We start from the raw sequence: 26,534 nt of genomic DNA, 5'->3' as shown, positions 1-26,534 counted from the left end.
ATGAGTGACATTATTAATGAAACGAAATCAAAAATGCAAAAATCAATAGACAATCTTTCAAGAGAATTAGCTAATATCAGTGCTGGTAGAGCGAATTCAAACTTATTAAATGGTGTAAATGTTGATTATTACGGTGCGCCAACACCAGTTCAACAACTTGCTAGTATTAGTGTGCCAGAAGCACGTTTATTAGTCATTTCTCCATATGATAAATCATCAGTTGGCAATATTGAAAAAGCAATCAATGCAGCTAACTTAGGTGTTAATCCTTCAAGTGATGGAGAAGTTATCCGTATCAGTGTACCAGCATTAACTGAAGAACGTCGTAAAGAGCTTGTTAAAGATGTTAAAAAAATTGGCGAAGACGCTAAAGTTGCAGTAAGAAATGTGCGTCGTGACTCAAACGATGAGCTTAAAAAACAACAAAAAAATTCTGACATCACTGAAGATGATTTAAGAACACAAACAGATGATGTACAAAAATTAACTGACGATTCAATTAAAGAAGTTGAAAAATTGTTAGAAGAAAAAGAACAAGATATTATGTCAGTATAAACATGGTAATGATGATAATGGCTTCAATCATTAAGGCGATATAATTGAACTTATATTGTTGCTGATTAAGAGGCTAATCATATTCTTATCTGAACTGTATCAAATCAGACTTTGGTACAGTTTTTTTATTTGTTTATTCAATGCAACAATCTAGTATGATAAAATGGTAGATAATTGCATCTAGAACCTATTATAATAAACATAGATGATCACGCTCGGAGGAAATACCATGTTTAAAAAGTTAATTAAAAAAAATAAAAATCAGCCAATCCAATCAGAGTTTGGCTTGGACTTACATAACATACCTGAACATGTTGCTATAATCATGGACGGTAATGGTCGCTGGGCAAAACAAAGAAAATTGCCTAGAATTAAAGGTCACTATCAAGGTATGCAAACAGTTAAAAAAATCACAAAAGTTGCTAGTGATATTGGAATTAAATATTTAACATTGTATGCATTTTCTACAGAAAATTGGACTAGACCTGAAAATGAAGTCAATTATATCATGAACTTGCCAGTTAACTTTTTAAAAACATTTCTACCAGAGTTGATAGAAAATAATGTAAAAGTCGAGACAATTGGTTTTATGGAATATTTGCCATCATCTACACTCAAAGCAATCGCTAAAGCCAAAGAAGATACTAAAGATAATACAGGTTTAAAATTAATCTTCGCGATTAATTATGGTGGTCGTGCTGAAATATTAAACAGTGTGAAAACAATCTATGATGAACTAACTGCTAAAGGATTAACTAGTGATGACATTACAGAACAGATGATTGATGATCATTTGATGACACATGCATATCCTGACCCAGATCTTTTGATAAGAACATCAGGTGAACAAAGAATAAGCAATTTCCTTATTTGGCAAGTATCTTACAGTGAATTTATTTTCAATGAAAAGCTATGGCCAGATTTCGATAAAGAAGAATTAATAAATTGTATTAAAATTTATCAATCACGGCAGCGCCGATTTGGTGGATTATAAATAGTTAGGAGAATAGTATGAAAGTTAGAACTTTAACGGCAATTATAGCACTTATCGTTTTCCTCCCAGTTTTACTTAAGGGTGGCCTTATTCTAATGCTATTTTCATATTTATTGGCATTCATCGCTTTAAAAGAATTGCTTAATATGAATATGATTAAGTTCTTATCAATACCAGGGATAATTAGTGCATTAGGTATTTTAATCATTATGTTACCTCAAGACGCGGGGAGCTGGGTTAACGACCTTCAATTAAAATCGTTAATAGCAATGAGTTTTATTTTATTAAGTTATACAGTACTTTCTAAAAATAGATTCAGCTTTATGGATGCGGCATTTTGTCTAATGTCCATCGCATATGTAGGTATCGGATTTATGTATTTATATGAAACACGCTCAGAGGGTTTACATTACATATTATTTGCGTTTTTAGTGGTTTGGTTAACTGATACAGGTGCGTATATTTTTGGTAGATTGATGGGTAAACACAAATTATGGCCAGTCATTAGCCCTAACAAAACTGTTGAAGGCTTTGTAGGTGGTTTGATTTGTAGTTTAATCGTACCGCTAGTAATGATGATCTTTGTAGATTTCAATATCGCACTATGGTTATTGCTAATCATTACGATTATTTTAAGCATGTTTGGTCAATTGGGTGACTTAGTAGAGTCAGGGTTCAAGCGTCACTTTGGCGTAAAAGATTCTGGAAGAATTTTACCAGGTCACGGTGGCATTTTAGATCGTTTTGATAGTTTTATGTTTGTCTTACCATTATTAAATATTTTATTAATTCAAATATAATACATTTACGATATGACTTTTATAATTTTATAAAAATGCGAAAGGAGTTAATGGATTGAAATAACTGGTTATTTAATAACAGTTAATGATATTCTTAACTCCTTTTGACAAGGTCGAAAGATTTCACAATGCTAAATTAAATTTTCAATATTTATAAGTTAGCATGTTGATAACTGTTGAATAAAAATGATTAGAGTTACGTGTATGACAAAGTATAGTTGTGGTATACTTTTATAACTTAAAGTTGGTAGTATACATTACTGACACATTGCATGTTATCCAACATGCAGTTAATTTATTAAGAAAATATGAGGTGTATCAAATTGAGTTTTCTAGTAACAATTATTTCTTTTATCATTGTTTTTGGTGTCCTCGTAACCGTACATGAATATGGGCATATGTTTTTTGCTAAACGCGCAGGAATTATGTGTCCAGAATTTGCTATTGGTATGGGACCTAAAATATTTAGTTTTAGAAAAAATGAAACATTATATACGATACGACTATTACCAGTTGGTGGTTATGTGCGTATGGCTGGTGATGGTTTGGAAGAACCGCCGGTACAACCAGGTATGCATGTTAAAATAAAATTGAATGATAAAGATGAAATTACACATATCATTTTGGATGACCAACATAAATTCCAACAAATTGAAGCGATAGAAGTGAAACAATGTGATTTTAAAGATGGCTTGTATATCGAAGGTGTAACGCCTTATGATCAAGAACGTCATAGGTATAATATTGCTAAAAAATCATATTTTGTTGAAAATGGTAGCTTAATTCAAATTGCACCAAAAGATAGACAATTCACGTATAAAAAGCCTTATCAAAAGTTTTTAACATTATTTGCTGGACCACTATTTAACTTCTTACTTACATTGGTATTATTTATCGGTCTTGCGTATTATCAAGGTACACCGACAAATGGCATTGATGAAGTCATGAAAGATTCACCGGCACAACAAGCTGGTCTTAAATCTGGTGATAAAATTGTTAAATTAGATGATAAAAAAATTGAAAATAAAGGCGATATAGATAGTGTTGTAAAAAATATTAAAGATAATAAGACAGAAGTTACGGTTGAACGTGATGGAAAAACACATACGATGGATATCAAGCCTAAAAAAGTAGAACAAAAAGTAACGAAAACTAATACACAAACTAGATATTTATTAGGCTATAGTGCAAGTACCGAACATACAATATTTAAACCAATTGCAGCTGGTGTTGAACGATCACTAGAGGCGGGTAAATTAATATTTACAGCTATTGTAAGTATGATTGCCAGCATATTTACTGGTCATTTTTCTTTCGATATGCTAAACGGACCAGTTGGTATATATCACACTGTGGATTCAGTAGTTAAAACAGGTATCATTAATTTAATTTCTTGGACGGCACTATTAAGTGTTAATCTAGGCTTAATGAACTTGTTACCAATACCTGCACTAGACGGTGGCCGTATTTTATTCGTCATATATGAAGCGATATTTAGAAAACCGGTTAATAAGAAAGCCGAAACAACAATTATTGCGATTGGTGCTGTTTTTGTACTTATTATAATGGTCTTAGTGACATGGAACGATATTCAACGTTATTTCTTATAAAAGGGAGAGAGGTAGTTAAATGAAACAATCAAAGGTATTTATTCCAACAATGAAAGAAGTACCAGCAGGAGCAGAAGCACTGAGCCATCGTTTATTACTGAAAGCTGGTTTAATTAAACAAAGTACAAGTGGGATCTATAGTTATTTACCTTTAGCTGCACGCGTACTGAATAATATTGAAGCAATTGTGCGTGAAGAAATGGAACGCATAGATGCGGTTGAAATCTTAATGCCTGCATTACAACAAGCAGAATTATGGGAAGAGTCAGGTCGCTGGAGTGCTTACGGTCCAGAACTGATGCGTTTACAAGATCGTAACGGACGTGAATTTGCATTAGGACCAACACATGAGGAAGTTGTAACGTCCATCGTTAGAGATGAATTGAAGTCATACAAACAATTACCACTTACGTTATTCCAAATACAATCTAAATACAGAGATGAAAAGCGTCCACGCTTCGGTTTGTTACGTGGTAGAGAATTTATCATGAAAGATGCTTATTCGTTCCATGCGGATGAGGACTCTCTAGATGCATCTTATCAAGACATGTATAACGCATACGGTCGCATATTTAAACGTGTTGGTATTAATGCGCGACCAGTTGTTGCAGATTCAGGAGCAATTGGTGGCAGTCACACACATGAATTTATGGCACTAAGTGAAATCGGCGAAGATACGATTGTGTATAGTGAACAGAGTGACTATGCTGCAAATATTGAAAAAGCGGAAGTAGTCTATCAAGCCAATGAAAAACATGAAGATTTACAACCATTAACAAAAATAGAAACACCAAATATTCATACTGCGCAAGAACTGGCTACATTCTTAGACAAACCCTTAGACGAAATTACTAAATCTATGGTATTTAAAATAGATGGAGAATTTATTATGGTCTTAGTTCGTGGTCACCATGAATTGAATGATATTAAGTTAAAAGCATACTTTGGTACGGATAATATTGAATTAGCTTCTGAAGACGAAATTGTTAATCTTTTAGGTGCAAAACCTGGCTCGCTAGGTCCAATTTTTGATAAAGAGATTAAAGTCTATGCCGATAATTTCATTCAAGATTTAAATAATATTGTCGTTGGTGCAAACGAAGATGGCTATCATTTATTAAATGCTAATATTGGTCGTGATTTCGAAGTTGATGCATTCGGAGACTTTAGATTTATATTAGAAGGTGAACCATTATCAGATGGCTCCGGACCAGCTCGCTTTGCAGAGGGCATTGAAGTTGGACAGGTATTTAAATTAGGAACGAAATACTCTGAATCAATGAATGCAACATTTTTAGATAATCAAGGTAAAGCACAGCCACTATTAATGGGTTGTTATGGAATTGGCGTATCAAGAACATTAAGTGCGATTGTTGAACAAAACAATGATGAAAATGGCATCATTTGGCCAAAATCTGTAACACCATTTGATTTACACTTAATTACGATTAATCCTAAAAAAGATGATCAACGTGAATTAGCAGATCAATTATATACCCAGTTAAAAGAAAACTACGATGTTTTATATGACGATCGTAAAGAACGTGCAGGTGTTAAATTTAATGATGCTGATTTAATTGGATTGCCAGTGCGTGTGGTTGTTGGTAAAAATGCAGCAGAGGGTATAGTAGAAGTGAAACGTCGTGATACAGGTGAAAGTGAAGAGGTCTATGTGGATAATTTAATTAATTATGTAAACACATTGTATTCTAATATCTAATTTTAGAGCAGGAACTAGGATAATTTGTTATAATATACAAAGTAAACTGTGCGTTAAAAAGTATAAATATGGGAGATAGGTAGAAACCGAATTTTTCAAAAGGTTTCATTGTCCCAGCTTGACAATTATGACTAGGGTAGATGATTACTTGAATTGAAGCTCATGTATAAGAGTGAGACTTTACATCTACTGCCAATTGACAAAAAAGTCTGAGACATCTATTTGTGTCTCAGACTCTTTTGTTATTCATGTAAAGTAATATCATAGTGCGACAAGTTGAACTAATAGAAATTTTTAGATATTCCGTTATAGTATAGAACATGTAAATTCATACATACACCGTCATAAAATATAAGTATCTATATATAAGAAAAGTAGTGTAATTAATAGTAAGGTGGTTATCGTCATGGCAATGACAAATGAGGAAAAATTTAAAATACTAGCTGACCAAATCAAAATTGCTGAGCATTTAGATTCAGAAATATTGGAAAATAGTGAATTAACACGTGTTGATGTCAAAACATCAAATCGAACTTGGGTATTTCAAATTACATTCCCACATTTTTTAACAATTGAAAATTATTTGCTTTTTACAGGTGCAATCATTGAAGAATTTAAAACGATTGCAGATGTAAAATGTAATTTCACGGTAAAAGATAAAACAAATCAAGATGAATTTGCAATAAAATATTTTAGCCACTGTATTGATCAAACAAAATTATCACCCAAAGTAAAAGGACAATTAAAACAAAAACGCTTAATTATGTCAGGTGATGTATTAAAAGTCATGTGCCAAAACGATGTTGAACGAGATCACTTTGATAAAGCGTGTAATGGTAGTTTGATTGCAGCATACCAACAGTGTGGGTTTAATATAAGTAAAGTCGTTTTCGAAACAGATAGTGCAGTTAACCATGGGGATTTAGCGTCATTAGAAGCACATATTCAAGAAGAAGATGAGAAAAGTGCGCGTGAAGCAACAGAAAAATTAGAGAAAATGAAGGCTGAAAAAGCAAAACAACAGGACAATAACGAAAGTGATGTTTCAAAATGTCAAATTGGTAAACCAATCCAAGTTGAAAATGTACGTCAAATTGACTCAATTATCGAAGAAGAATTTAAAGCTGCTGTAGAAGGTGTTATTTTCGATATCAATTTAAAAGAATTGAAGAGTGGGCGTCATATTGTAGAATTAAAAGTAACAGATTATACAGATTCTCTTGTCTTGAAAATGTTCACACGTAAAAATAAAGATGATTTAGCGCATTTTAAAGCTTTAAGTGTAGGTAAATGGGTTCGTGCACAAGGGCGTATTGAGGAAGATACATTTGTACGTGACCTAGTTATGATGATGTCAGATATCGAAGAAATAAAAAAAGCTACAAAACAAGATAAAGCTGAAGACAAACGTGTTGAATTCCATTTACATACGTCAATGAGTCAAATGGATGGTATTCCAAACATATCAGATTATGTAGATCAAGCTGCGAAATGGGGACATAAAGCCATTGCGGTAACAGACCATAATGTTGTGCAAGCATTCCCAGATGCACATAGTGCTGCCGAAAAAAAAGGAATTAAAATGATTTATGGCATGGAAGGTATGCTGGTAGATGATGGTGTACCAATCGCATATAAACCAAAAGATTGTGACCTAAAAACAGCTACTTATGTAGTATTTGACGTTGAGACAACGGGACTTTCAAATCAATACGATAAAATTATTGAACTTGCAGCTGTTAAAGTAAAAGATGGCGAAATTATTGATAAATTTGAACGATTCAGTAATCCTCATGAACGATTGTCAGAAACAATTAAAAACTTAACGCATATTTCAGATGACATGTTAGTAGATGCCCCTGAAATAGAAGAAGTGCTCACTGAGTTTAAATCATGGGTAGGCGACGCCATTTTTGTAGCGCATAATGCATCATTTGATATGGGTTTCATCGATACAGGCTATGAACACGTTGGCATTGGTGCTTCCACGAACGGTGTCATTGATACATTAGAATTATCTAGAACAATTAATACAGAATATGGTAAGCATGGCTTAAATTTCTTAGCTAAAAAATACGGAGTTGAATTAACGCAACACCATAGAGCGATATATGATACAGAAGCAACGGCCTATATGTTCATAAAAATGCTTAAGCAACTAGAAGCGCTTGGTGTTCACAACCATCAAGATATCAATACGTCATTGTCAAATGAAGATGCGTATAAGCGTGCACGACCAAATCATGTAACACTCATTGTGCAGAACCAAGATGGTTTGAAAAATCTATTTAAAATTGTGAGTGCTTCTCTTGTTCAATATTATTACCGTACACCAAGAATTCCACGTTCCTTGTTGGATGAGTATAGAGAAGGAATACTTGTAGGCTCTGCGTGTGATGAGGGCGAAGTATTTACAGCAGTTATGCAAAAAGACCAGTCTCAAGTAGAGCGAATTGCCAAATATTACGATTTTATTGAGGTTCAACCGCCAGCACTTTATCAAGATCTAATTGATAGAGAGCTAGTAAGAGATAATGAAACTTTACATGAAATTTATAATCGTTTAATTCGAGCGGGGGATGTAAATAATATTCCAGTGATTGCAACAGGTAATGCACATTATTTAAATGAACATGATGCGATTGCTCGTAAAATATTAATTGCCGCTCAACCGGGTAATCCATTAAATCGCTCTACTTTACCAAAAGCGCATTTTAGAACAACGGATGAAATGTTAGATGAATTACACTTTTTAGGTGAGGAAAAAGCATATGAACTTGTAGTTCAGAATACGAATGATTTAGCAGATAAAATAGAACGTGTCGTACCAATTAAAGATGAACTATTCACACCGAGAATGGAAGGTGCGAATGAAGAAATACGTGAAATGAGTTACGATAATGCAAAAGCACTTTACGGCGATGATTTACCACAGATTGTCATTGATCGTTTAGAGAAAGAATTGGAAAGTATTATAGGTAATGGTTTCTCAGTAATATATTTAATTTCTCAAAGATTAGTTAAAAAATCACTGAATGATGGTTACTTAGTAGGTTCACGTGGTTCTGTTGGTTCGAGCTTTGTGGCAACAATGACTGAAATTACAGAAGTGAATCCCCTACCACCACATTATATTTGTCCAGAGTGTAAGCAAAGTGAGTTCTTTGATGATGGTTCTGTTGGTTCTGGATTCGATTTACCAGACAAGAAATGTGAATCGTGCGGTTGTGATTTGATTAAAGAAGGCCAGGATATTCCATTCGAAACTTTCTTAGGATTTAAAGGGGATAAAGTACCTGATATTGACTTGAACTTTAGTGGTGAATATCAACCTGAAGCGCATAACTATACTAAAGAGCTATTTGGTGAAGATAAAGTATTTCGTGCGGGAACGATCGGTACGGTTGCAGAAAAAACTGCTTTTGGTTTTGTGAAGGGATATTTAAACGATCAAGGTATTCATAAACGAGGAGCAGAAATAGACAGACTTGTAAAAGGTTGTACTGGTGTTAAACGTACGACTGGACAACATCCAGGTGGTATTATTGTTGTTCCCGATTATATGGATATTTACGATTTTACACCTGTTCAATTCCCAGCAGATGATCAAGGTTCTTCTTGGATGACAACGCACTTTGATTTCCATTCCATTCATGATAATGTGTTGAAATTGGATATACTGGGTCACGATGATCCTACTATGATACGTATGTTGCAAGATTTGTCAGGTATTGATCCAAAAACGATTCCAGTAGATGATAAGGAGACGATGGGCATTTTTAGTTCGCCAGAGCCTTTAGGTGTCACTTCCGATGAAATTTTATGTAAAACAGGTACATTTGGTGTACCAGAATTCGGAACTGGATTTGTTAGACAAATGTTAGAAGATACGAAACCAACAACATTTTCTGAATTAGTTAGAATTTCAGGGCTATCTCATGGTACGGATGTATGGTTAGGTAATGCACAGGATTTAATACGCTCTGGTAAATGCGATTTAGCAAGTGTAATTTGTTGTCGTGATGATATCATGGTCTACTTGATGTATAACGGTTTGGAACCTTCATTAGCCTTTAAAACAATGGAATTTGTTCGTAAGGGTAAAGGTTTAACTGATGATATGGTAGAAGCGATGGTTGATAATGAAGTGCCAGATTGGTACTTAGACTCATGTAGAAAGATTAAATACATGTTCCCTAAAGCCCACGCAGCAGCTTATGTACTAATGGCTGTACGTATTGCTTATTTCAAAGTGCACTATCCATTATATTACTATGCTAGTTACTTTACTGTACGTGCTTCAGACTTTGATTTAATCTCAATGATTAAAGATAAAGAAAGTATACGTAACACGGTAAATGATATGTATTCACGTTATATGGATTTAGCAAAAAAAGAAAAAGATACGTTAACGGTGCTTGAGATTATGAACGAGATGGCACAACGTGGCTACCGAATGCAACCAATCAGTTTAGAGAAGAGCAAAGCATTTGAATTCATAATCGAAGGGGATACTTTAATTCCTCCATTTATTGCTGTACCAGGTTTAGGTGAAAATGTTGCACAAAGAATTGTAGAAGCGCGCGATGAAGGGCCTTTCTTATCTAAAGAAGATTTAAATAAAAAAGCTGGTTTATCTCAAAAAGTTATTGAGTATCTAGATGAATTAGGTTCATTACCTAATTTGCCAGATAAAGCACAGCTTTCCATTTTTGATATGTAATCCTTAAATATGATTTACTAGAGACTATTTAGATTTCAATTAAGTGTATTATTTTATAGATTTAGTAAAAGTATAAGAGGTTGATATATTTTACTTGAATTTGACATTAATTAAATATAAGTAAATTTGAGAATAACTTAAGTAAGTTGTCATTGTGCCGTTTAACAAATATAGTTATTTGTATAGAAAATGAACATATGGTATAATAATAGTGCTTAAAAAATTAGACTCAGGCAGAAAGAGTGGGCATAATACCCGCTCTTTTCTATTTGCCAAAAAAGGAGGTCAGCATGAGTAAAATAACTGAGCAAGTTGAGACTATCATTCAACCTGTCCTTAATGACTTAAATTTTGAATTAGTAGAAGTTGAGTTTACCAAAGAAGGAAAAGACCATTTTTTAAGAGTATCTATAGATAAAGAAGGCGGCGTTGATTTAAACGATTGTGCGCTAGCTTCTGAAAAAATCAGCGAAGTCATGGACGCGGAAGATCCTATACAAGAAATGTATTATTTAGATGTCGCGTCACCTGGTGCTGAAAGACCAATTAAAAAAGAAAAAGATTTCCAAAATGCAATAACAAAACCAGTATTTGTTTCTTTATATGCACCAATTGAAGGTTCTAAAGAATGGTTAGGTATTTTACAATCTGTTGATGAAACAAACATTGTTATGGAAGTTAAAGAAAAGGCTAAAACAAAGCAAATTGAAATTCCAAGAAATAAAATCGCAAAAGCACGCCATGCTGTAATGATATAACGTGATGAGGAGGATGATAAGTCGTGTCAAGTAATGAATTATTATTAGCTACTGAGTACTTAGAAAAAGAAAAAAAGATTCCTAGAGAAGTATTGATCGATGCCATTGAAGCAGCTTTAATCACTGCTTATAAAAAGAACTACGATAGCGCGAGAACTGTACGCGTAGAATTAAATATGGATCAAGGTAGTTTCAAAGTAATCGCTCGTAAAGAAGTGGTTGAAGAATCAATGGATGATAGAGAAGAAATTAGTTTAGATACTGCATTAGTAAAAAATCCAGCCTATGAAATTGGTGATATTTACGAAGAAGATGTAACGCCAAGTGACTTTGGTCGTGTAGGTGCGCAAGCAGCGAAACAAGCTGTTATGCAACGTTTACGTGATGCAGAACGCGAAATCCTTTACGATGAATTCATCGATAAAGAAGATGATATTGTAACAGGTTTAATTGATAGAGTAGACCACCGTTATGTATATGTGAATTTAGGGCGTACTGAAGCTGTACTATCTGAAGCTGAAAGAAGCCCAAATGAAAGCTATATTCCGAATGAAAGAATTAGAGTGTACGTAAATAAGGTTGAACAAACTACAAAAGGTCCACAAATTTATGTTTCTAGAAGTCATCCAGGCTTATTAAAACGTTTATTTGAACAAGAAGTGCCTGAAATATTTGATGGTACAGTTATTGTTAAATCTGTTGCACGTGAAGCAGGAGATCGCTCTAAAATCAGTGTGCATTCTGATAACCCTGATATTGATGCAGTTGGCGCATGTGTTGGTGCTAAAGGTGCACGTGTAGAAGCGGTTGTAGAAGAACTTGGTGGCGAAAAAATTGATATTGTTCAATGGAATGAAGATCCTAAGGTATTTGTTAAGAATGCATTAAGCCCTTCACAAGTGCTACAGGTTATCGTGGATGAGCCAAATCAATCAACAGTCGTTGTTGTCCCTGACTATCAATTATCACTAGCAATTGGTAAACGCGGTCAAAACGCGAGATTAGCAGCAAAATTAACTGGTTGGAAGATCGATATTAAATCAGAAACTGATGCGAGAGCAGCAGGCGTTTATCCTGCAGAAGAAGCATTAAATGAAGAAGATGAAATGCAATTAGATGATGTTGTGTCGTCTGAAAATATTGAAGTAGAAGAAGATACTACTGAATCGCAACCAACAGAGACAGTTGAAATAGAAGACGAAGACGCAGAAAAATAAATTGGAGTGGATACTTTATGAAAAAGAAAAAAATTCCAATGCGTAAATGTATACTATCAAATGAAATGCATCCTAAAAATGACATGATTCGAGTTGTAATCAATAAAGATGAGCAAATTTTTGCTGATGCGACAGGTAAACAACAAGGTCGTGGTGCCTACGTATCAAAGGATGTTAAGCTAGTAGAAGAAGCTCAACAAAAAGGTGTTTTAGAAAAGTATTTTAAAGCTGATGCTGATACATTAGAGCCTGTGTATAAAGAAATTATACGTCTTATATACCGTGAAGAGATACCTAAATGACCAAAGAACAAATCGTAAATTTTTTAGGTTTAGCAATGCGTGCTGGAAAAGTAAAAACAGGTGAATCAGTTATTTTAAATGATTTGAAAAAGAACAAACTAAAGCTCGTAATCATTGCAACGGATGCTTCTGATAACACAATTAAAGTGATACAGAACAAATGTGAAAGTTACCATATATCATTACGTATATTTGGAACGAGAGCTGAATTAGGACAAGCTTTGGGTAAAGCAGAACGTGTAAACATTGGAATCACTGATCAAGGCTTTGCTAAAAAGTTATTGTCAATGATTGATGAATATCGTAAGGAGTGACTATATGAGTAAAAAAAGAATTTACGAATACGCAAAAGATTTAAAAATTAAAAGTAAAGAAATTATTGATGAATTGAAAAAAATGGACGTTGAGGTAACGAGTCATATGCAAACGTTAGAAGACGACCAAATTAAAGCTTTAGATAAAATTTACAAACCAGAAAAAGCAGAACAAAGTGAGAAATCACAACAAAAGAATACTCAAAATAAACAACAAACAACACACAATAAAGGTAACCAATCGAATAAAGGTAACCAATCGAATAAAGGTAACCAATCGAATAAAGGTAACCAATCGAATAAAGGTAACCAAAATAATAAGCCGAATAATAAGAAAAATAATAAAAATAACAAGAACAACAAAAATAATAAAAATAACAAACAACCTAAACAAGAAGAACCAAAAGAAATGCCATCAAAAATTAACTACCAAGATGGCATAACAGTTGGTGAACTTGCTGAAAAATTAAATGTTGATTCTTCAGGTATTATCAAAAAATTATTCTTATTAGGTATCATGGCTAATATCAATCAATCATTAGATGACGAAACATTAGAACTTATTGTAGACGATTATGGTGTTGAAATTGAAAAAGAAATCGTAGTTGATGAAGAAGACTTGGCGATTTATTTTGATGATGAAACAGAAGATGAAAATGCAATAGAACGTCCAGCAGTAGTTACAATCATGGGACATGTTGACCATGGTAAAACGACGTTATTAGATTCTATTCGTCATACGAAAGTGACAGCTGGAGAAGCTGGTGGTATTACACAACATATCGGTGCTTACCAAATTGAAAATGATGGCAAAAAAATCACTTTCCTTGATACACCTGGTCACGCCGCTTTTACAACAATGCGTGCACGTGGTGCTCAAGTTACCGATATTACTATTTTAGTAGTGGCAGCTGATGATGGGGTAATGCCTCAAACAATTGAAGCAATAAATCATGCCAAAGAGGCTGAAGTGCCAACAATTGTAGCTGTAAACAAAATTGATAAACCTACTTCAAATCCAGACCGTGTGATGCAAGAATTAACTGAATACGGTTTAATTCCAGAAGACTGGGGTGGCGATACAATCTTCGTTCCACTTTCAGCATTAAGTGGCGACGGTATTGAAGATTTATTAGAAATGATTGTATTGACTTCAGAAGTACAAGAATTAAAAGCTAATCCAGAAAAAAATGCTGTAGGTACAGTGATTGAAGCTGAATTAGATAAGTCACGCGGTCCGTCTGCTTCATTATTAGTTCAAAATGGTACACTCAATGTGGGTGATTCACTCGTAGTTGGTAACACGTATGGTAGAATTCGTGCAATGGTTAATGATTTAGGCCAACGTATTAAAACGGCTGGTCCTTCTACACCAGTTGAAATTACTGGTATTAATGATGTGCCACAAGCTGGTGACAGATTTGTTGTATTTAAAGATGAAAAACAAGCAAGACGTATTGGTGAAGCACGCCATGAAGCTAATGTGATGCAACAACGTCAAGAAAGTAAGAGTGTTTCATTAGATAATTTATTTGAACAAATGAAACAAGGTGAAATGAAAGATCTTAATGTCATCATCAAAGGTGACGTTCAAGGTTCAGTTGAAGCACTTGCTGCGTCATTGATGAAAATAGATGTTGAAGGCGTTAATGTGCGTATTATACACACAGCTGTAGGTGCTATAAATGAATCAGACGTTACTTTAGCTAATGCCTCTAACGGTATTATTATCGGTTTCAATGTTCGACCAGATACTGGTGCAAAACGTGCGGCAGATAATGAAGGCGTAGATATGCGTTTACACCGTGTCATTTACAACGTTATAGAAGAAATAGAATCAGCAATGAAAGGTATGCTAGATCCAGAATTTGAAGAACAAGTTATTGGGCAAGCAGAAGTTCGTCAAACTTTCAAAGTTTCTAAAGTCGGTACAATTGCAGGTAGTTATGTTATTGATGGTAAAATCACTCGTAATGCAGGTGTACGTGTCATTAGAGACGGCATTGTACAATTCGAAGGTGAACTAGATACATTGAAGCGTTTTAAAGATGACGCAAAAGAAGTAGCTCAAGGTTACGAATGTGGTATCACAATTGAAAAGTATAATGACCTTAAAGAAGGTGACATCATTGAAGCGTTCGAAATGGTAGAAATTAAAAGATAAAATTTAAATTAAAATAAAGATTCAGGCATATAATCACCTCAGACTAACGATAATCATTTTCTTTATTGAAATCATCATAAGCACGCCAAAAGTGAGATTAAAATCTCATTTTTGGCGTGCTTTTTTATTATCAATGAAGTTTCTGTATAAGGGCGTAAATTGAGTCACCATCAGTCATCATTAGGGACTTTTAGATTTAATTAAGATATGTTTATGAATCGATGAGAGTATATCTGTTAACAACTAAATAGATTATATTTGATAATGATGTAAAGCTTTCGTACTCTGAAGCATCGTATAAAAGAGAGTGTTGATAGTAGATGTGAAAAATATCAGGGATGTTGATTTTACGTATTATGTTGTTATATAATATATATTCCAAAATTCGATGGCTTATCAGTGATTCGAATTTTAAGTATACGTCGTTTATAGTTTATTAAACAATTAATATCAAAAGATATTAAAATTAAATAATTGAAACATAGAAATGTTATCGCACTATTTTATATAATTAATAGATGTTTTTATAGTTGTAAATTAGATATAAAAAATATTGTAAAATTACCTTTATTTATATTGGCTGACACTGGCTGTCTATGTGCATGATTAAACTTAGAATAAATAGGAGGTTATAAATGATGAGTGAATATTTAAAAGAAATAAATGAATTCTGGCAACAATATTTAGATCAATATAACTCTATTTATGATGAATCGACATTAAAAGCAATCATTAAAAATAATGATACTACAGCATTTTTACATCCTAGAGATTTAGAATATATAAAAAAACATTTCGGTGAAAATTTTATGGAAATTCCAAGATTTAAGAAAATGATTGATTTCGCTAATGGTAAAGTGACAGTTAATAAAAATAGACAAAAAGTGACATTCGAAAATGCTGAACTTAATCCTGCGACTGCGCGACCTTATTTTGGAAATCCTGAAATTGCAGATATCGTTATATTAAAAAAACAACCCGAAAATGATTTTAAAACATACGAACTCAGTTTGCCTGAAGCTGAAGCAATAGAGTATAGAAAGAGGATCTTGTTAGATATTCAAGGTAAATTAACATTTGAGGGTCAAAAATTATTTTTACCTTATATTGATCGCCATAGATGGTTTGTAAAATATTTATATAGTAATGCGTCAACTTTAAAATACTTTAATATTGACCCTAATCGTTTAATGGTTATTAAATTTTTCCCTTATCAAACAGGTCATGCAGCAGGTATACCGAAAGATTTCTTATCATTTAAATATATACTTCCTTCCCAGAGGCAAAATTTTAACTTGTTAATTAAAATGCTAAAAGATGATAAAAAACGAATTTATATCGTAAGTGAGGAAGAATTATATATATCCATTTTCAAAAATTTTGCGGATAGTGATATTTGTGAATATTTAATTGAAAACCTATTTGTATTATCTTCTAAACAAAATAGACATCTTACGTTATGTAACGTATTGAGTTATAAAGAGCATAGGGAACGTCTGAGAAAAAAACAAGCGTTATCAAAAATTGAGTATTACAAATGGAATCAAGAACAAAAGGCTGCACGCGAAAATGGTGATTCTGATTTTCACAAGAAAATGGATTCTATGAGATATGAATTTTCTAATTCTAACTAATAAATAAAAAAGCTTATAGTATGTGTGTATCACTAACTGTAAGCTTTTTTTAAATGTCGTAATTATTGAATAAAACTTGTATTTTTCTTTTAAATTCATCGACATAGGATTGTGGTTGTAGAAGTATGATAGCCTGAGGATATAGATACGCTAAATGCATACTTTCTTCTTTTGAAATAATTAGGTTAACGATAGTCCCATCTGCTGAAGGAGTAGTATCTAAGATAATGAATTGTCTCTTTATTTCTGGCCAAATATCATCTTTCACTAGCAGTTTCACTTGTTTAATATGATTAAAGATATCGCGTTCAAATACTTGATTTGTTAGTTTAATATCTGTAATTGTTGTTAAATCACGCGTATATATTTCTCCCTCATATAAGTACGTAATCCAATACACGTTATCAAAATAGCGCGTATAAATTGGAATGATGTTAGGGAGCTCGACATTATCAAGTTGTATAGTGAGTTTATGATTATTCTCGATTGCAAGTTGAATTTTATAGATTAAAGTAGACTCATTGAGTTCACGATGTATTTTGAATTGGCTTAATAATTTATTAGATAATAATTTTTCTGCTAGATTTGAATTAGCATTCAAACCACGAATGAGATTATATGTATCTTCATGAATAACCGGGGTGAAATCTTTCATTCGAAAAATAAGATTTAGCAATCTATTATTTTTAAATTTATATCTATCAATCTTTAAGCGATGTTTTTCAATTGTAGTATCGTATATTACTTTGCCTTCAAGACCATGCCATTCATGATCTTCATAAATAAAATTATTTATATCACTAATGTCTCTTTGAATCGTACGTATATTAACTTGTAGTTTTTGTGACAAGGCTTCTTTGCTTATCGTTTTACCATTTAGTAATCGGGTGTAAATATAGAGCAGACGTTCTGGTTTTTCCAAAAAAGATGCAACTCCTAAAGTTTTAAAATCAAATCAATTATAATATCGATTAGTTTTATAGTATAGCACTATATTTTTATAAATGTGTAAAATCATTATGAATTGACGTACTAAAGTTGATGGCTTTGATGAAAAACACATGCCATTTACACTTAAGCATAAAAATTCATCGCTTAGGCAATTTAAATATAAAATTATAGCGTTCTTATGAAATAATGTTTCAAAAATTAACAGTTAGGAATTAAAATTATGCTCAACTGTCATATAATATGTTGTATTTATATATGACATGCAATATATTGTAATGACAAACATAACTCTACTGATTCGATAAAAGGGAATACAAATTAATAATATTTGTTTGACGTCATGAAATAAACTGTCATATAATTTGTTAGTAAGGAAACAATTGACGAAGTAAGATATATGTGAGGTGAAAAATATGAATATGAGAGCAGAACGTGTAGGTGAACAAATGAAACAAGAAATCATGGATATCGCTAATAATAAAGTTAAGGATCCAAGAATTGGTTTTTTAACAATTACTGACGTACAATTAACCAATGATTTATCTATTGCAACGGTTTATTTAACTGTTTTAGGTAATGAAAAACAAAAAGCAGATACCTTCAAAGGCTTAGAAAAAGCTAAAGGCTTTATAAAATCTGAATTAGGCTCTAGAATGAGACTCCGTATCATTCCAGAATTGAATTTTGAATATGATGAATCGATTGATTATGGTAATAAAATCGAAAGAATGATTCAGGATTTGCATAAAAAAGACTAAATATTAATTAACGTGTCTTTGATTCAATATGAAGTGGACAATTGATTAATATATTTTCACAGGATGATTACATTCTATTTAGCTCAATATTTGAATTTAGATTGTAGATTCTTAGTGTAGGAGCGAGAACTTGAAATCGAATAGATTTCAGTCTCGCTCTTTTTTACATAAACGCGTAAATCAATACATGTTAGTATAGTATATATAATAAAAATGAGACTCTGAAGGTGAATTGAAAATGTATAATGGGATTTTACCGGTGTTTAAAGATCGTGGATTAACAAGTCATGATGTTGTATTCAAGTTGAGGAAAATTTTAAAAACGAAAAAGGTTGGTCACACGGGTACGCTAGACCCAGAAGTTTCAGGTGTTCTACCAATTTGTATTGGCAGTGCTACGAAAGTGAGTGACTACATTATGGAAATGGGTAAAACTTATAAAGCTACAGTTAGTTTGGGCATAACAACGACGACTGAAGATCAGACTGGAGAAATATTAGAACAAACAGCTGTTAATGAGCAAGATGTTTCTGCTAAGTCGATAGATGATGTTTTACAACAATTTAAAGGTGAGCTGATACAAATTCCACCAATGTATTCTTCCGTAAAAGTAAATGGTAAGAAACTATATGAATATGCAAGAAACAATCAAGTAGTTGAAAGACCAGAGCGAAAGGTCAACATTTATCAAATTAATCGAATTTCAGATTTGCGTTTTGTAGACGATACTTGTCAATTTGATATGATAGTTGAATGTGGTAAAGGTACATATATTAGAACACTTGCCACAGATATTGGTAAAGCACTTGGGCTACCTGCACATATGTCAAAATTAACACGTACGCAAAGTGGTGGATTTGATATCAATGATAGTCTAACACTTGAAGATATAAAGTCATTGCATGAGCATGACACGTTACTTGAGAAATTATTTCCTATAGAATATGGTTTGAAAGGTATTGAACAAATTTTAATTACTGATAACGCCATTAAAGGAAAAATATTAAATGGACAAAAGTTTTACAAAGCTGAGTTCAAGCAAAATATAGACGACATCGTTATAATGGTCGATAATGAAACACATAAAGTGTTAGCAATTTATGAACCACACCCAGAAAAACTTGATGAAATTAAACCTAAAAAAGTGTTTAACTAAAGGAGTCATACACATGAAAGTGATAGAAGTAGCTCATCCAATTCAAGATAATCAATATATAACAGAAGCGGTTGCGATGGCTTTTGGATTTTTTGACGGTATGCATAAAGGTCATGCAAAAGTATTTGAAACATTAGATGCCAAAGCAAAATCCCAAAATTTAAAAAAAGCAGTCATGACATTTGATCCGCACCCTTCAGTTGTATTAAATCCTAAATTAAAGAGAACAGATTATTTAACACCAATTCAGGATAAGGTGGAAATTTTAGAGTCATATGGTATAGATTATTGTATCGTTATTAATTTTTCATCTAAGTTTGCTGAAGTTACGGCTGAAGAATTTATTCAGGATTATATTATCAAAAATAATGTAAAAGAAGTGATTGCTGGCTTTGACTTTACATTTGGTAAATTCGGTAAAGGGAACATGATGATTCTTGACGAAATGTCTGAGTTTAATACAACAGTTGTGAGTAAACAAGAGATTGAGTCAGAAAAAATATCTACAACAGATATTAGAAAATCGCTTAAAACAGGCGATTTGCAGAAGGCCAATGAAGAATTAGGTTACCGATATCGTATTAAAGGTACAGTTGTTCAGGGTGAAAAACGTGGGAGAACAATTGGTTTCCCTACGGCTAATGTGCAACCGAGTGGTGATTATGTATTGCCGAAAAATGGCGTTTATGCTGTCAGCATGGAAATTGGTGTAAACAAAGAAACATATCGAGGCGTAGCCAATGTTGGGGTTAAACCGACGTTTCATGATCCTTCCAAAGCACAAGTAGTTATTGAAGTGAATTTATTCAACTTTAGTGAAAATATTTATGGTGAACGTGTAACCGTATATTGGCATCACTATTTAAGACCAGAAATTAAATTTGATGGAATAGATCCTTTAGTTGAACAGATGAACAAAGATAAAGAAAAAGCAAAATATCTATTATCGGTTGATTTTGGTGATGAATTATCATATAATATTTAAGTCGAATGTGTAATCCACATTTATGCACCTTTACCTTGGCAGCTCGAGACTCCGACGTTTTGCTCGGATAAAGGCGAATAAAAATTAAAAGGAGGAAATTGACAATGGCAATTTCACAAGAACGCAAAAATGAACTAATTAAAGAATATCGTACACACGAAGCAGACACTGGTTCTCCAGAAGTCCAAATCGCTGTATTAACTGCAGAAATCACTGCATTAAACGAACATTTACGTGAACACAAAAAAGATCATCATTCACGTCGCGGATTATTAAAAATGGTAGGTCGTCGTAGACACTTACTTAACTATTTACGTGACAAAGATGTTCAACGTTACCGTGAATTAATTAAATCATTAGGTATCCGTCGTTAATTTTAAGACGTTTATTGATAGGGAAAGAACCTTTAGGGTCCTTTCCCTTTTTTATAATTTAGAACAGCTATTTTTTAAAAAGGAATATACTAATATAAAATTATTCTAAGAAATGATATGATAGAACTAATAGATATATGAGAGGAGATTCGTAATGTCTCAAGAGAAAAAAGTTTTTAAAACCGAATGGGCAAACAGATCATTAACGATTGAAACAGGTCAACTTGCTAAACAAGCTAATGGTGCCGTACTCGTTCGTTATGGTGATACAGTAGTTTTATCTACTGCAGTAGCTTCAAAAGAACCACGTGATGGTGACTTTTTCCCATTAATGGTTAACTATGAAGAAAAAATGTATGCAGCTGGTAAAATTCCAGGTGGATTTAAGAAACGTGAAGGTCGTCCAAGCGATGAAGCAACGTTAACTGCACGATTAATTGATAGACCAATCCGCCCATTGTTCCCTAAAGGTTATAAGTATGATGTTCAAATAATGAATACTGTACTTAGTGCTGATCCAGATTGTTCACCAGAAATGGCAGCTATGATAGGTTCATCTATGGCATTGAGTGTTTCTGACATTCCATTCCAAGGGCCTATTGCCGGTGTGAATGTGGGATATATTGATGGTGAATACGTAATCAATCCAACGGTAGCACAAAAAGAAGTGTCGCGTTTAGACCTAGAAGTTGCTGGTCATAAAGATGCAGTGAACATGGTTGAAGCGGGCGCTAGTGAAATTACTGAGAGTGAAATGCTAGAAGCTATTTTCTTTGGACATAGCGAAATTCAACGATTGGTTAATTTCCAACAAGAAATTGTTGATCATATCCAACCAGAGAAAAAAGCATTCGTTCCTGTAGAAAAAGATGAAGCATTAGTTGAAAAAGTTAAACAACTAACACAAGAGAACGGTTTAAAAGATGCTGTTTTAACATTTGATAAACAACAACGTGATATCAATTTAGATGCGCTCAAAGAAAAAGTAGCAGCTGAATTTATTGATGAAGAAGACGCAGATAACGAAGCGTTAATTAAAGAAGTGAATAGTATATTAAATGACTTAGTGAAAGAGGAAGTTAGACGTTTAATTGCTGAAGAAAAAATCAGACCTGATGGCCGTAAAACAGATGAAATTCGTCCATTAGAATCAGAAGTAGGTGTCTTACCTAGAGCGCATGGTTCTGGTTTGTTTACACGTGGTCAAACACAAGCACTATCTGTCCTAACTTTAGGTTCAATGAGTGAATATCAAATCCTAGACGGTTTAGGGGAAGAAGAACAGAAACGTTTCATGCATCATTATAACTTCCCGAACTACTCAGTAGGTGAAACGGGTCCTGTTCGTTCTCCAGGTCGTCGTGAAATTGGTCATGGTGCATTAGGTGAACGTGCATTGAGCCATATTATACCGGATTTGAAAGACTTCCCATATACTGTAAGAATTGTAAGTGAAGTATTAGAATCCAATGGTTCGTCTTCACAGGCATCAATTTGTGGGTCTACATTAGCATTAATGGATGCTGGTGTGCCGATTAAAGCACCTGTTGCAGGTATTGCTATGGGCTTAGTGACACGTGATGATAGTTATACAATCTTAACAGACATTCAAGGTATGGAAGATGCACTTGGCGATATGGACTTTAAAGTTGCAGGTACAGCTGAAGGTATCACTGCAATTCAAATGGATATTAAAATTGATGGTTTAACAAAAGAAATTATTAAAGAAGCGTTAGATCAAGCACGTGAAGGTCGTCTAGCTATATTAGATCACATGCTACAAACTATCGATACGTCTCGTAGCGAATTAAGTGCTTTTGCACCTAAAGTAGTTACGATGACAATTAAACCAGAGAAAATTAGAGATGTCATTGGACCTGGTGGTAAAAAAATTAATGAAATCATTGATGAAACTGGCGTGAAACTTGATATCGAACAAAATGGTACGATCTTTATTGGTGCAGTTGATAAAGATGCCATAGCACGTGCACGTTCAATCATTGAAGATATTACACGTGAAGCAGAAGTTGGACAAGTTTATGAAGGTAAAGTCAAACGTATTGAGAAATATGGTGCGTTTGTTGAATTATTCCCAGGTAAAGATGCACTTGTTCACATTTCGCAAATTGCGAATGAACGTATTGATAAAGTCGAAGATGTTTTAAAAGTCGGCGATATTTTCAAAATCAAAGTAACTGAAATTGACAAACAAGGTCGTGTCAATGCATCACATAAAGCATTACTATAAATTAGAGTTTTATCATAAAATTGGTATTGTAACTATAACGAGAGACTAGTTAACTGAATGTAACTTCCAACAATAGCATGTCATCGATTCTATTGTTGGAAGTATCACATTGCAGTATTTGCTAGTTTCTTTTTTTATACATATAAAAATGCTAATAAGGAAGTTTGTAATTATAAATAGTATATAAACGGAATTTCAGTTTGTGGAAAATTTTCAAGTCGCATTGTATATTAAGTCAATATAAATTGAGTGATTATAGAATTAAAATAGATATAAACTATTTGTTGTAATTACTTTAATAGTGTACATAAAGCGCATTTTAACTTATAATAAATTATGAGTTTATATATGGACGGGGAAATTAAATAGGAGGTAACATTTTGAGTTTAATAAAGAAAAAAAATAAAAACATTCGTATCATTCCACTCGGCGGAGTTGGAGAAATTGCGAAAAATATGTATATCGTCGAAGTGGACGATGAAATGTTTATGCTTGATGCTGGTTTAATGTTCCCAGAAGACGAAATGCTGGGCGTAGATATTGTTATTCCAGATATTCAATACGTAATAGAAAATAAAGAAAAATTAAAAGGGATCTTTCTAACGCATGGACACGAACATGCTATTGGTGCTGTAACGTATGTGTTAGAACAAGTTGATGCTCCGGTATACGGTTCGAAATTGACGATTGCTTTAATTAAAGAGAATATGAAAGCACGCAATGTAAATAAAAAAGTTAGATACTACACAGTGAATAATGAATCAGTGATGCGTTTTAAAGGGGTAAATGTCACTTTCTTTAATACGACGCATAGTATTCCAGATAGTTTAGGTATTTGTATCCATACTTCTTATGGCGCAATTGTTTATACGGGTGAATTTAAATTCGACCAAAGTTTACATGGACATTATGCACCAGATTTGAAGAAAATGACTGAGATAGGCGAAGCGGGTGTGTTTGCTTTAATTAGTGATTCGACTGAAGCTGAAAAGCCAGGTTATAATACACCAGAAAATGTGATTGAATCACATATGTACGATGCATTTACAAAAGTGAAGGGCAGATTAATTGTATCTTGTTATGCTTCTAATTTTATAAGAATTCAACAAGTATTAAATCTTGCGCAAAGATTAAATAGAAAAGTGTCATTCTTAGGACGTTCACTTGAAAGCTCATTTAACATTGCTAGAAAAATGGGATATTTTGATATTTCAAAAGATTTATTAATTCCAATCAATGATGTTGAAAATTATCCTAAGAATGAAGTGATTATCATAGCCACTGGTATGCAAGGTGAACCTATTGAAGCGCTTAGTCAAATGGCTCAGAAAAAGCATAAGATAATGAATATCGAACCAGGGGACTCTGTCTTTCTAGCTATTACAGCTTCTGCCAATATGGAAGTGATAGTAGGTAATACTTTAAATGAATTAGTACGTGCAGGTGCTGAAATTATACCAGATAGTAAAAAGATTCATGCTTCTAGTCATGGTTGCATGGAAGAGTTGAAGATGATGATTAACATAATGAAACCAGAATACTTTATACCAGTAAATGGAGAATTTAAAATGCAAATTTCTCATGCTAAATTAGCTAATGAAGCAGGTGTACAACCTGAAAAAATCTTCCTTGTAGAAAAAGGCGATGTTGTTAACTACGATGGTGAAGAAATGATTTTAAATGAAAAAGTAAATTCTGGAAATGTACTTATTGATGGTATCGGTGTAGGAGATGTCGGTAATATCGTGTTAAGGGATCGTCATTTATTAGCGGAAGACGGTATATTTATTGCTGTGGTTACGCTTGATCCAAAAAATAGAAGAATAGCGGCAGGTCCAGAAATTCAATCAAGAGGTTTCGTTTATGTAAGAGAAAGTGAAGCACTTTTAAATGAAGCTGAAGAAAAAGTCCGTGAAATTGTCGAATTAGGTTTACAAGAGAAACGCATTGAATGGTCTGAAATTAAACAGAGTATGCGTGATCAAATTAGTAAATTATTATTTGAAAACACGAAACGTCGTCCGATGATTATTCCAGTTATTTCTGAAATTTAATAATTTTAATACTAAACAAAGAGGTTAAGACATACGCTTAGGTAAATATATTTAAAAGTAGATTAAGGTGACATGTTAAGCAATTTTGCCATAAATCCAACCTTTAAATGCACTAAGAGCGAAAAAATGTCTTACCTCTTTTATGTTATTATGTAAGAATGCGAAACTTTATTTATACATAAATATTAATAACTATGAGAAACATGCATATATTTTAAACGAAAATGTTATATCACATATGTAGGAATTGAACATATGATGACGCATATTTGAAAACTGAGTCGAAAAGAAGGTGTTAAATTTGGCACAAACGAAAAAAAGATCAACAGCTAAGCGAAAACCTGCAAATACAAGAAGAAAGACATCCAATAAGAAGAAACAACAAGGTGATCATCCCTTAAGATATATATTGGCAATTGCAATTTTTGTCATCATCGTCTTAGGTGCTTTTCAACTTGGTATAGTGGGAACAATGATTGATAGTTTCTTTAATTATTTATTTGGTAACAGTAGATTTTTAACTTATATACTTATTTTGATTGGAACTATATTCATTACATATTATAAAGCATTACCTAAAACGAGACGTACAGTGGGTGCCTTCGTATTACAATTAGCTTTATTGCTAGTTACACATATTGTTTTTTATTTTACAAACAAGGTACAAGCGCAACGTGAACCAGTATTGTCATTTGTATATAGTTCATATAAACATACGAATTTTCCGAATTTTGGCGGAGGACTCTTAGGTCATTATTTATTATCGATATCTATACCGCTTATTTCAATTGTAGGTATTATTATTGTCACAATTTTACTTATAGCTTCAAGTATTATTTTACTTTTAAAACAAAAGCACCGAGATGTATCTAAAATATTATTTGAAAAGTTAAAAGTTAAAAGTCAGGATGCTTCAGAAAATTATAAAGAAAAGCGCAAACAAAATAAAATCAAAAAAGAAGCGAATGCACGCGTAAAAGCTGAGAAGAAAGCTGAGCGTGAGAAACAACAACTAGAAGCGACTGAGCAACAAGACATTAAAGATGTTAGCGAGCTAGAAGAAGTACCAAACGAAACAAGTAACCAACAATTATCTATCCCTATATACGGACATAGTGAAAATGATGAAGAATCTACAAATCAAAGTCCAAATACTAAAAAACAACGTACTAAACGCATGTACGATCATGAAGCGGATAATGTTCAACATACAGAGC

General features: G+C 33.1%; 19 protein-coding genes and 1 pseudogene. 19 read left to right on the top strand and 1 reads right to left on the bottom strand.

What is annotated here, in order from left to right; all coding sequences use genetic code 11:
• From frr to ACP7BT_RS02905, 12 genes are all read left to right on the top strand, one after another.
• Positions 1-555 (top strand): ribosome recycling factor, encoded by a 555-nt coding sequence (gene frr / locus ACP7BT_RS02960; RefSeq protein WP_002483464.1) that lies wholly within the window; start codon positions 1-3, stop codon positions 553-555.
• Positions 556-784: 229 nt separating this feature from the next.
• Positions 785-1,549 carry an isoprenyl transferase gene (locus tag ACP7BT_RS02955; protein ID WP_011303261.1) on the top strand — a complete coding sequence of 255 codons (765 nt, stop codon included), beginning with the start codon at positions 785-787 and terminating at the stop codon, positions 1,547-1,549.
• A 17-nt stretch (positions 1,550-1,566) separates the two neighbouring features.
• Entirely contained in the window at positions 1,567-2,349 is a 783-nt protein-coding gene (locus ACP7BT_RS02950; RefSeq protein ID WP_002483462.1) for a phosphatidate cytidylyltransferase, read from the top strand.
• Between the two features lie 323 nt (positions 2,350-2,672).
• Positions 2,673-3,959 (top strand): RIP metalloprotease RseP, encoded by a 1,287-nt coding sequence (rseP, locus tag ACP7BT_RS02945; protein WP_037538541.1) that lies wholly within the window; start codon positions 2,673-2,675, stop codon positions 3,957-3,959.
• Between the two features lie 19 nt (positions 3,960-3,978).
• Positions 3,979-5,679 (top strand): proline--tRNA ligase, encoded by a 1,701-nt coding sequence (locus ACP7BT_RS02940; RefSeq protein ID WP_426303728.1) that lies wholly within the window; start codon positions 3,979-3,981, stop codon positions 5,677-5,679.
• Positions 5,680-6,085: 406 nt separating this feature from the next.
• Positions 6,086-10,402 carry a PolC-type DNA polymerase III gene (locus tag ACP7BT_RS02935; protein ID WP_041080453.1) on the top strand — a complete coding sequence of 1,439 codons (4,317 nt, stop codon included), beginning with the start codon at positions 6,086-6,088 and terminating at the stop codon, positions 10,400-10,402.
• A gap of 290 nt (positions 10,403-10,692) precedes the next feature.
• Positions 10,693-11,160: a ribosome maturation factor RimP gene (gene rimP, locus ACP7BT_RS02930; protein ID WP_002483458.1), complete on the top strand. Its 468-nt coding sequence runs from the start codon at positions 10,693-10,695 to the stop codon at positions 11,158-11,160.
• A 23-nt stretch (positions 11,161-11,183) separates the two neighbouring features.
• Positions 11,184-12,377 carry a transcription termination factor NusA gene (nusA, locus tag ACP7BT_RS02925; protein ID WP_002483457.1) on the top strand — a complete coding sequence of 398 codons (1,194 nt, stop codon included), beginning with the start codon at positions 11,184-11,186 and terminating at the stop codon, positions 12,375-12,377.
• Between the two features lie 17 nt (positions 12,378-12,394).
• Entirely contained in the window at positions 12,395-12,679 is a 285-nt protein-coding gene (gene rnpM, locus ACP7BT_RS02920) for an RNase P modulator RnpM (RefSeq protein WP_002483456.1), read from the top strand.
• Positions 12,676-12,993, top strand: a complete 318-nt coding sequence (locus tag ACP7BT_RS02915) for a L7Ae/L30e/S12e/Gadd45 family ribosomal protein (protein WP_002483455.1) — start codon at positions 12,676-12,678, stop codon at positions 12,991-12,993. Before rnpM ends, ACP7BT_RS02915 begins: the two co-directional genes overlap by 4 nt.
• A 4-nt stretch (positions 12,994-12,997) precedes the next feature.
• Entirely contained in the window at positions 12,998-15,157 is a 2,160-nt protein-coding gene (gene infB / locus ACP7BT_RS02910; RefSeq protein WP_426303727.1) for a translation initiation factor IF-2, read from the top strand.
• 638 nt (positions 15,158-15,795) lie between these two features.
• The gene (locus tag ACP7BT_RS02905) at positions 15,796-16,791 is read left to right on the top strand and encodes a hypothetical protein (RefSeq protein WP_228481172.1); all 996 of its coding nucleotides are present in this window, start codon (positions 15,796-15,798) and stop codon (positions 16,789-16,791) included.
• A gap of 49 nt (positions 16,792-16,840) precedes the next feature.
• Here ACP7BT_RS02905 and ACP7BT_RS02900 read toward each other — a convergent pair whose 3' ends face one another.
• Positions 16,841-17,713, bottom strand: coding sequence for an HTH domain-containing protein (locus ACP7BT_RS02900; RefSeq protein ID WP_002483452.1), 873 nt, complete (start codon positions 17,711-17,713; stop codon positions 16,841-16,843).
• Between the two features lie 442 nt (positions 17,714-18,155).
• On the opposite strand from ACP7BT_RS02900, the gene rbfA reads away from it, so the two are divergent.
• The 7 genes and pseudogenes from rbfA to ACP7BT_RS02865 all read left to right on the top strand — a co-directional run.
• Positions 18,156-18,500, top strand: coding sequence for a 30S ribosome-binding factor RbfA (gene rbfA, locus ACP7BT_RS02895; RefSeq protein ID WP_002483451.1), 345 nt, complete (start codon positions 18,156-18,158; stop codon positions 18,498-18,500).
• A 238-nt stretch (positions 18,501-18,738) separates the two neighbouring features.
• Complete coding sequence (gene truB / locus ACP7BT_RS02890) at positions 18,739-19,656, top strand: tRNA pseudouridine(55) synthase TruB (protein ID WP_037538533.1); 918 nt, start codon at positions 18,739-18,741, stop codon at positions 19,654-19,656.
• A gap of 13 nt (positions 19,657-19,669) precedes the next feature.
• Positions 19,670-20,641 (top strand): bifunctional riboflavin kinase/FAD synthetase, encoded by a 972-nt coding sequence (locus ACP7BT_RS02885; RefSeq protein WP_129334862.1) that lies wholly within the window; start codon positions 19,670-19,672, stop codon positions 20,639-20,641.
• A 104-nt stretch (positions 20,642-20,745) separates the two neighbouring features.
• Positions 20,746-21,015: a 30S ribosomal protein S15 gene (gene rpsO / locus ACP7BT_RS02880; protein ID WP_002483448.1), complete on the top strand. Its 270-nt coding sequence runs from the start codon at positions 20,746-20,748 to the stop codon at positions 21,013-21,015.
• A gap of 154 nt (positions 21,016-21,169) precedes the next feature.
• Complete coding sequence (gene pnp, locus ACP7BT_RS02875; RefSeq protein WP_426303726.1) at positions 21,170-23,263, top strand: polyribonucleotide nucleotidyltransferase; 2,094 nt, start codon at positions 21,170-21,172, stop codon at positions 23,261-23,263.
• A gap of 380 nt (positions 23,264-23,643) precedes the next feature.
• A complete protein-coding gene (gene rnjB / locus ACP7BT_RS02870; RefSeq protein ID WP_069821936.1) occupies positions 23,644-25,317 on the top strand; it encodes a ribonuclease J2 in 1,674 nt (557 codons plus the stop codon).
• A 301-nt stretch (positions 25,318-25,618) separates the two neighbouring features.
• Positions 25,619-26,504, top strand: a pseudogene (locus tag ACP7BT_RS02865) (cell division protein FtsK); the annotation flags it as partial.
• Positions 26,505-26,534: the final 30 nt, after the last annotated feature.

It is taken from the genome of Staphylococcus sp. Y174-1 (assembly GCF_049897865.1).
Classification (GTDB): Bacteria; Bacillota; Bacilli; order Staphylococcales; family Staphylococcaceae; genus Staphylococcus; species Staphylococcus saprophyticus.
This window is presented reverse-complemented; position numbering and strand designations above follow the sequence as displayed.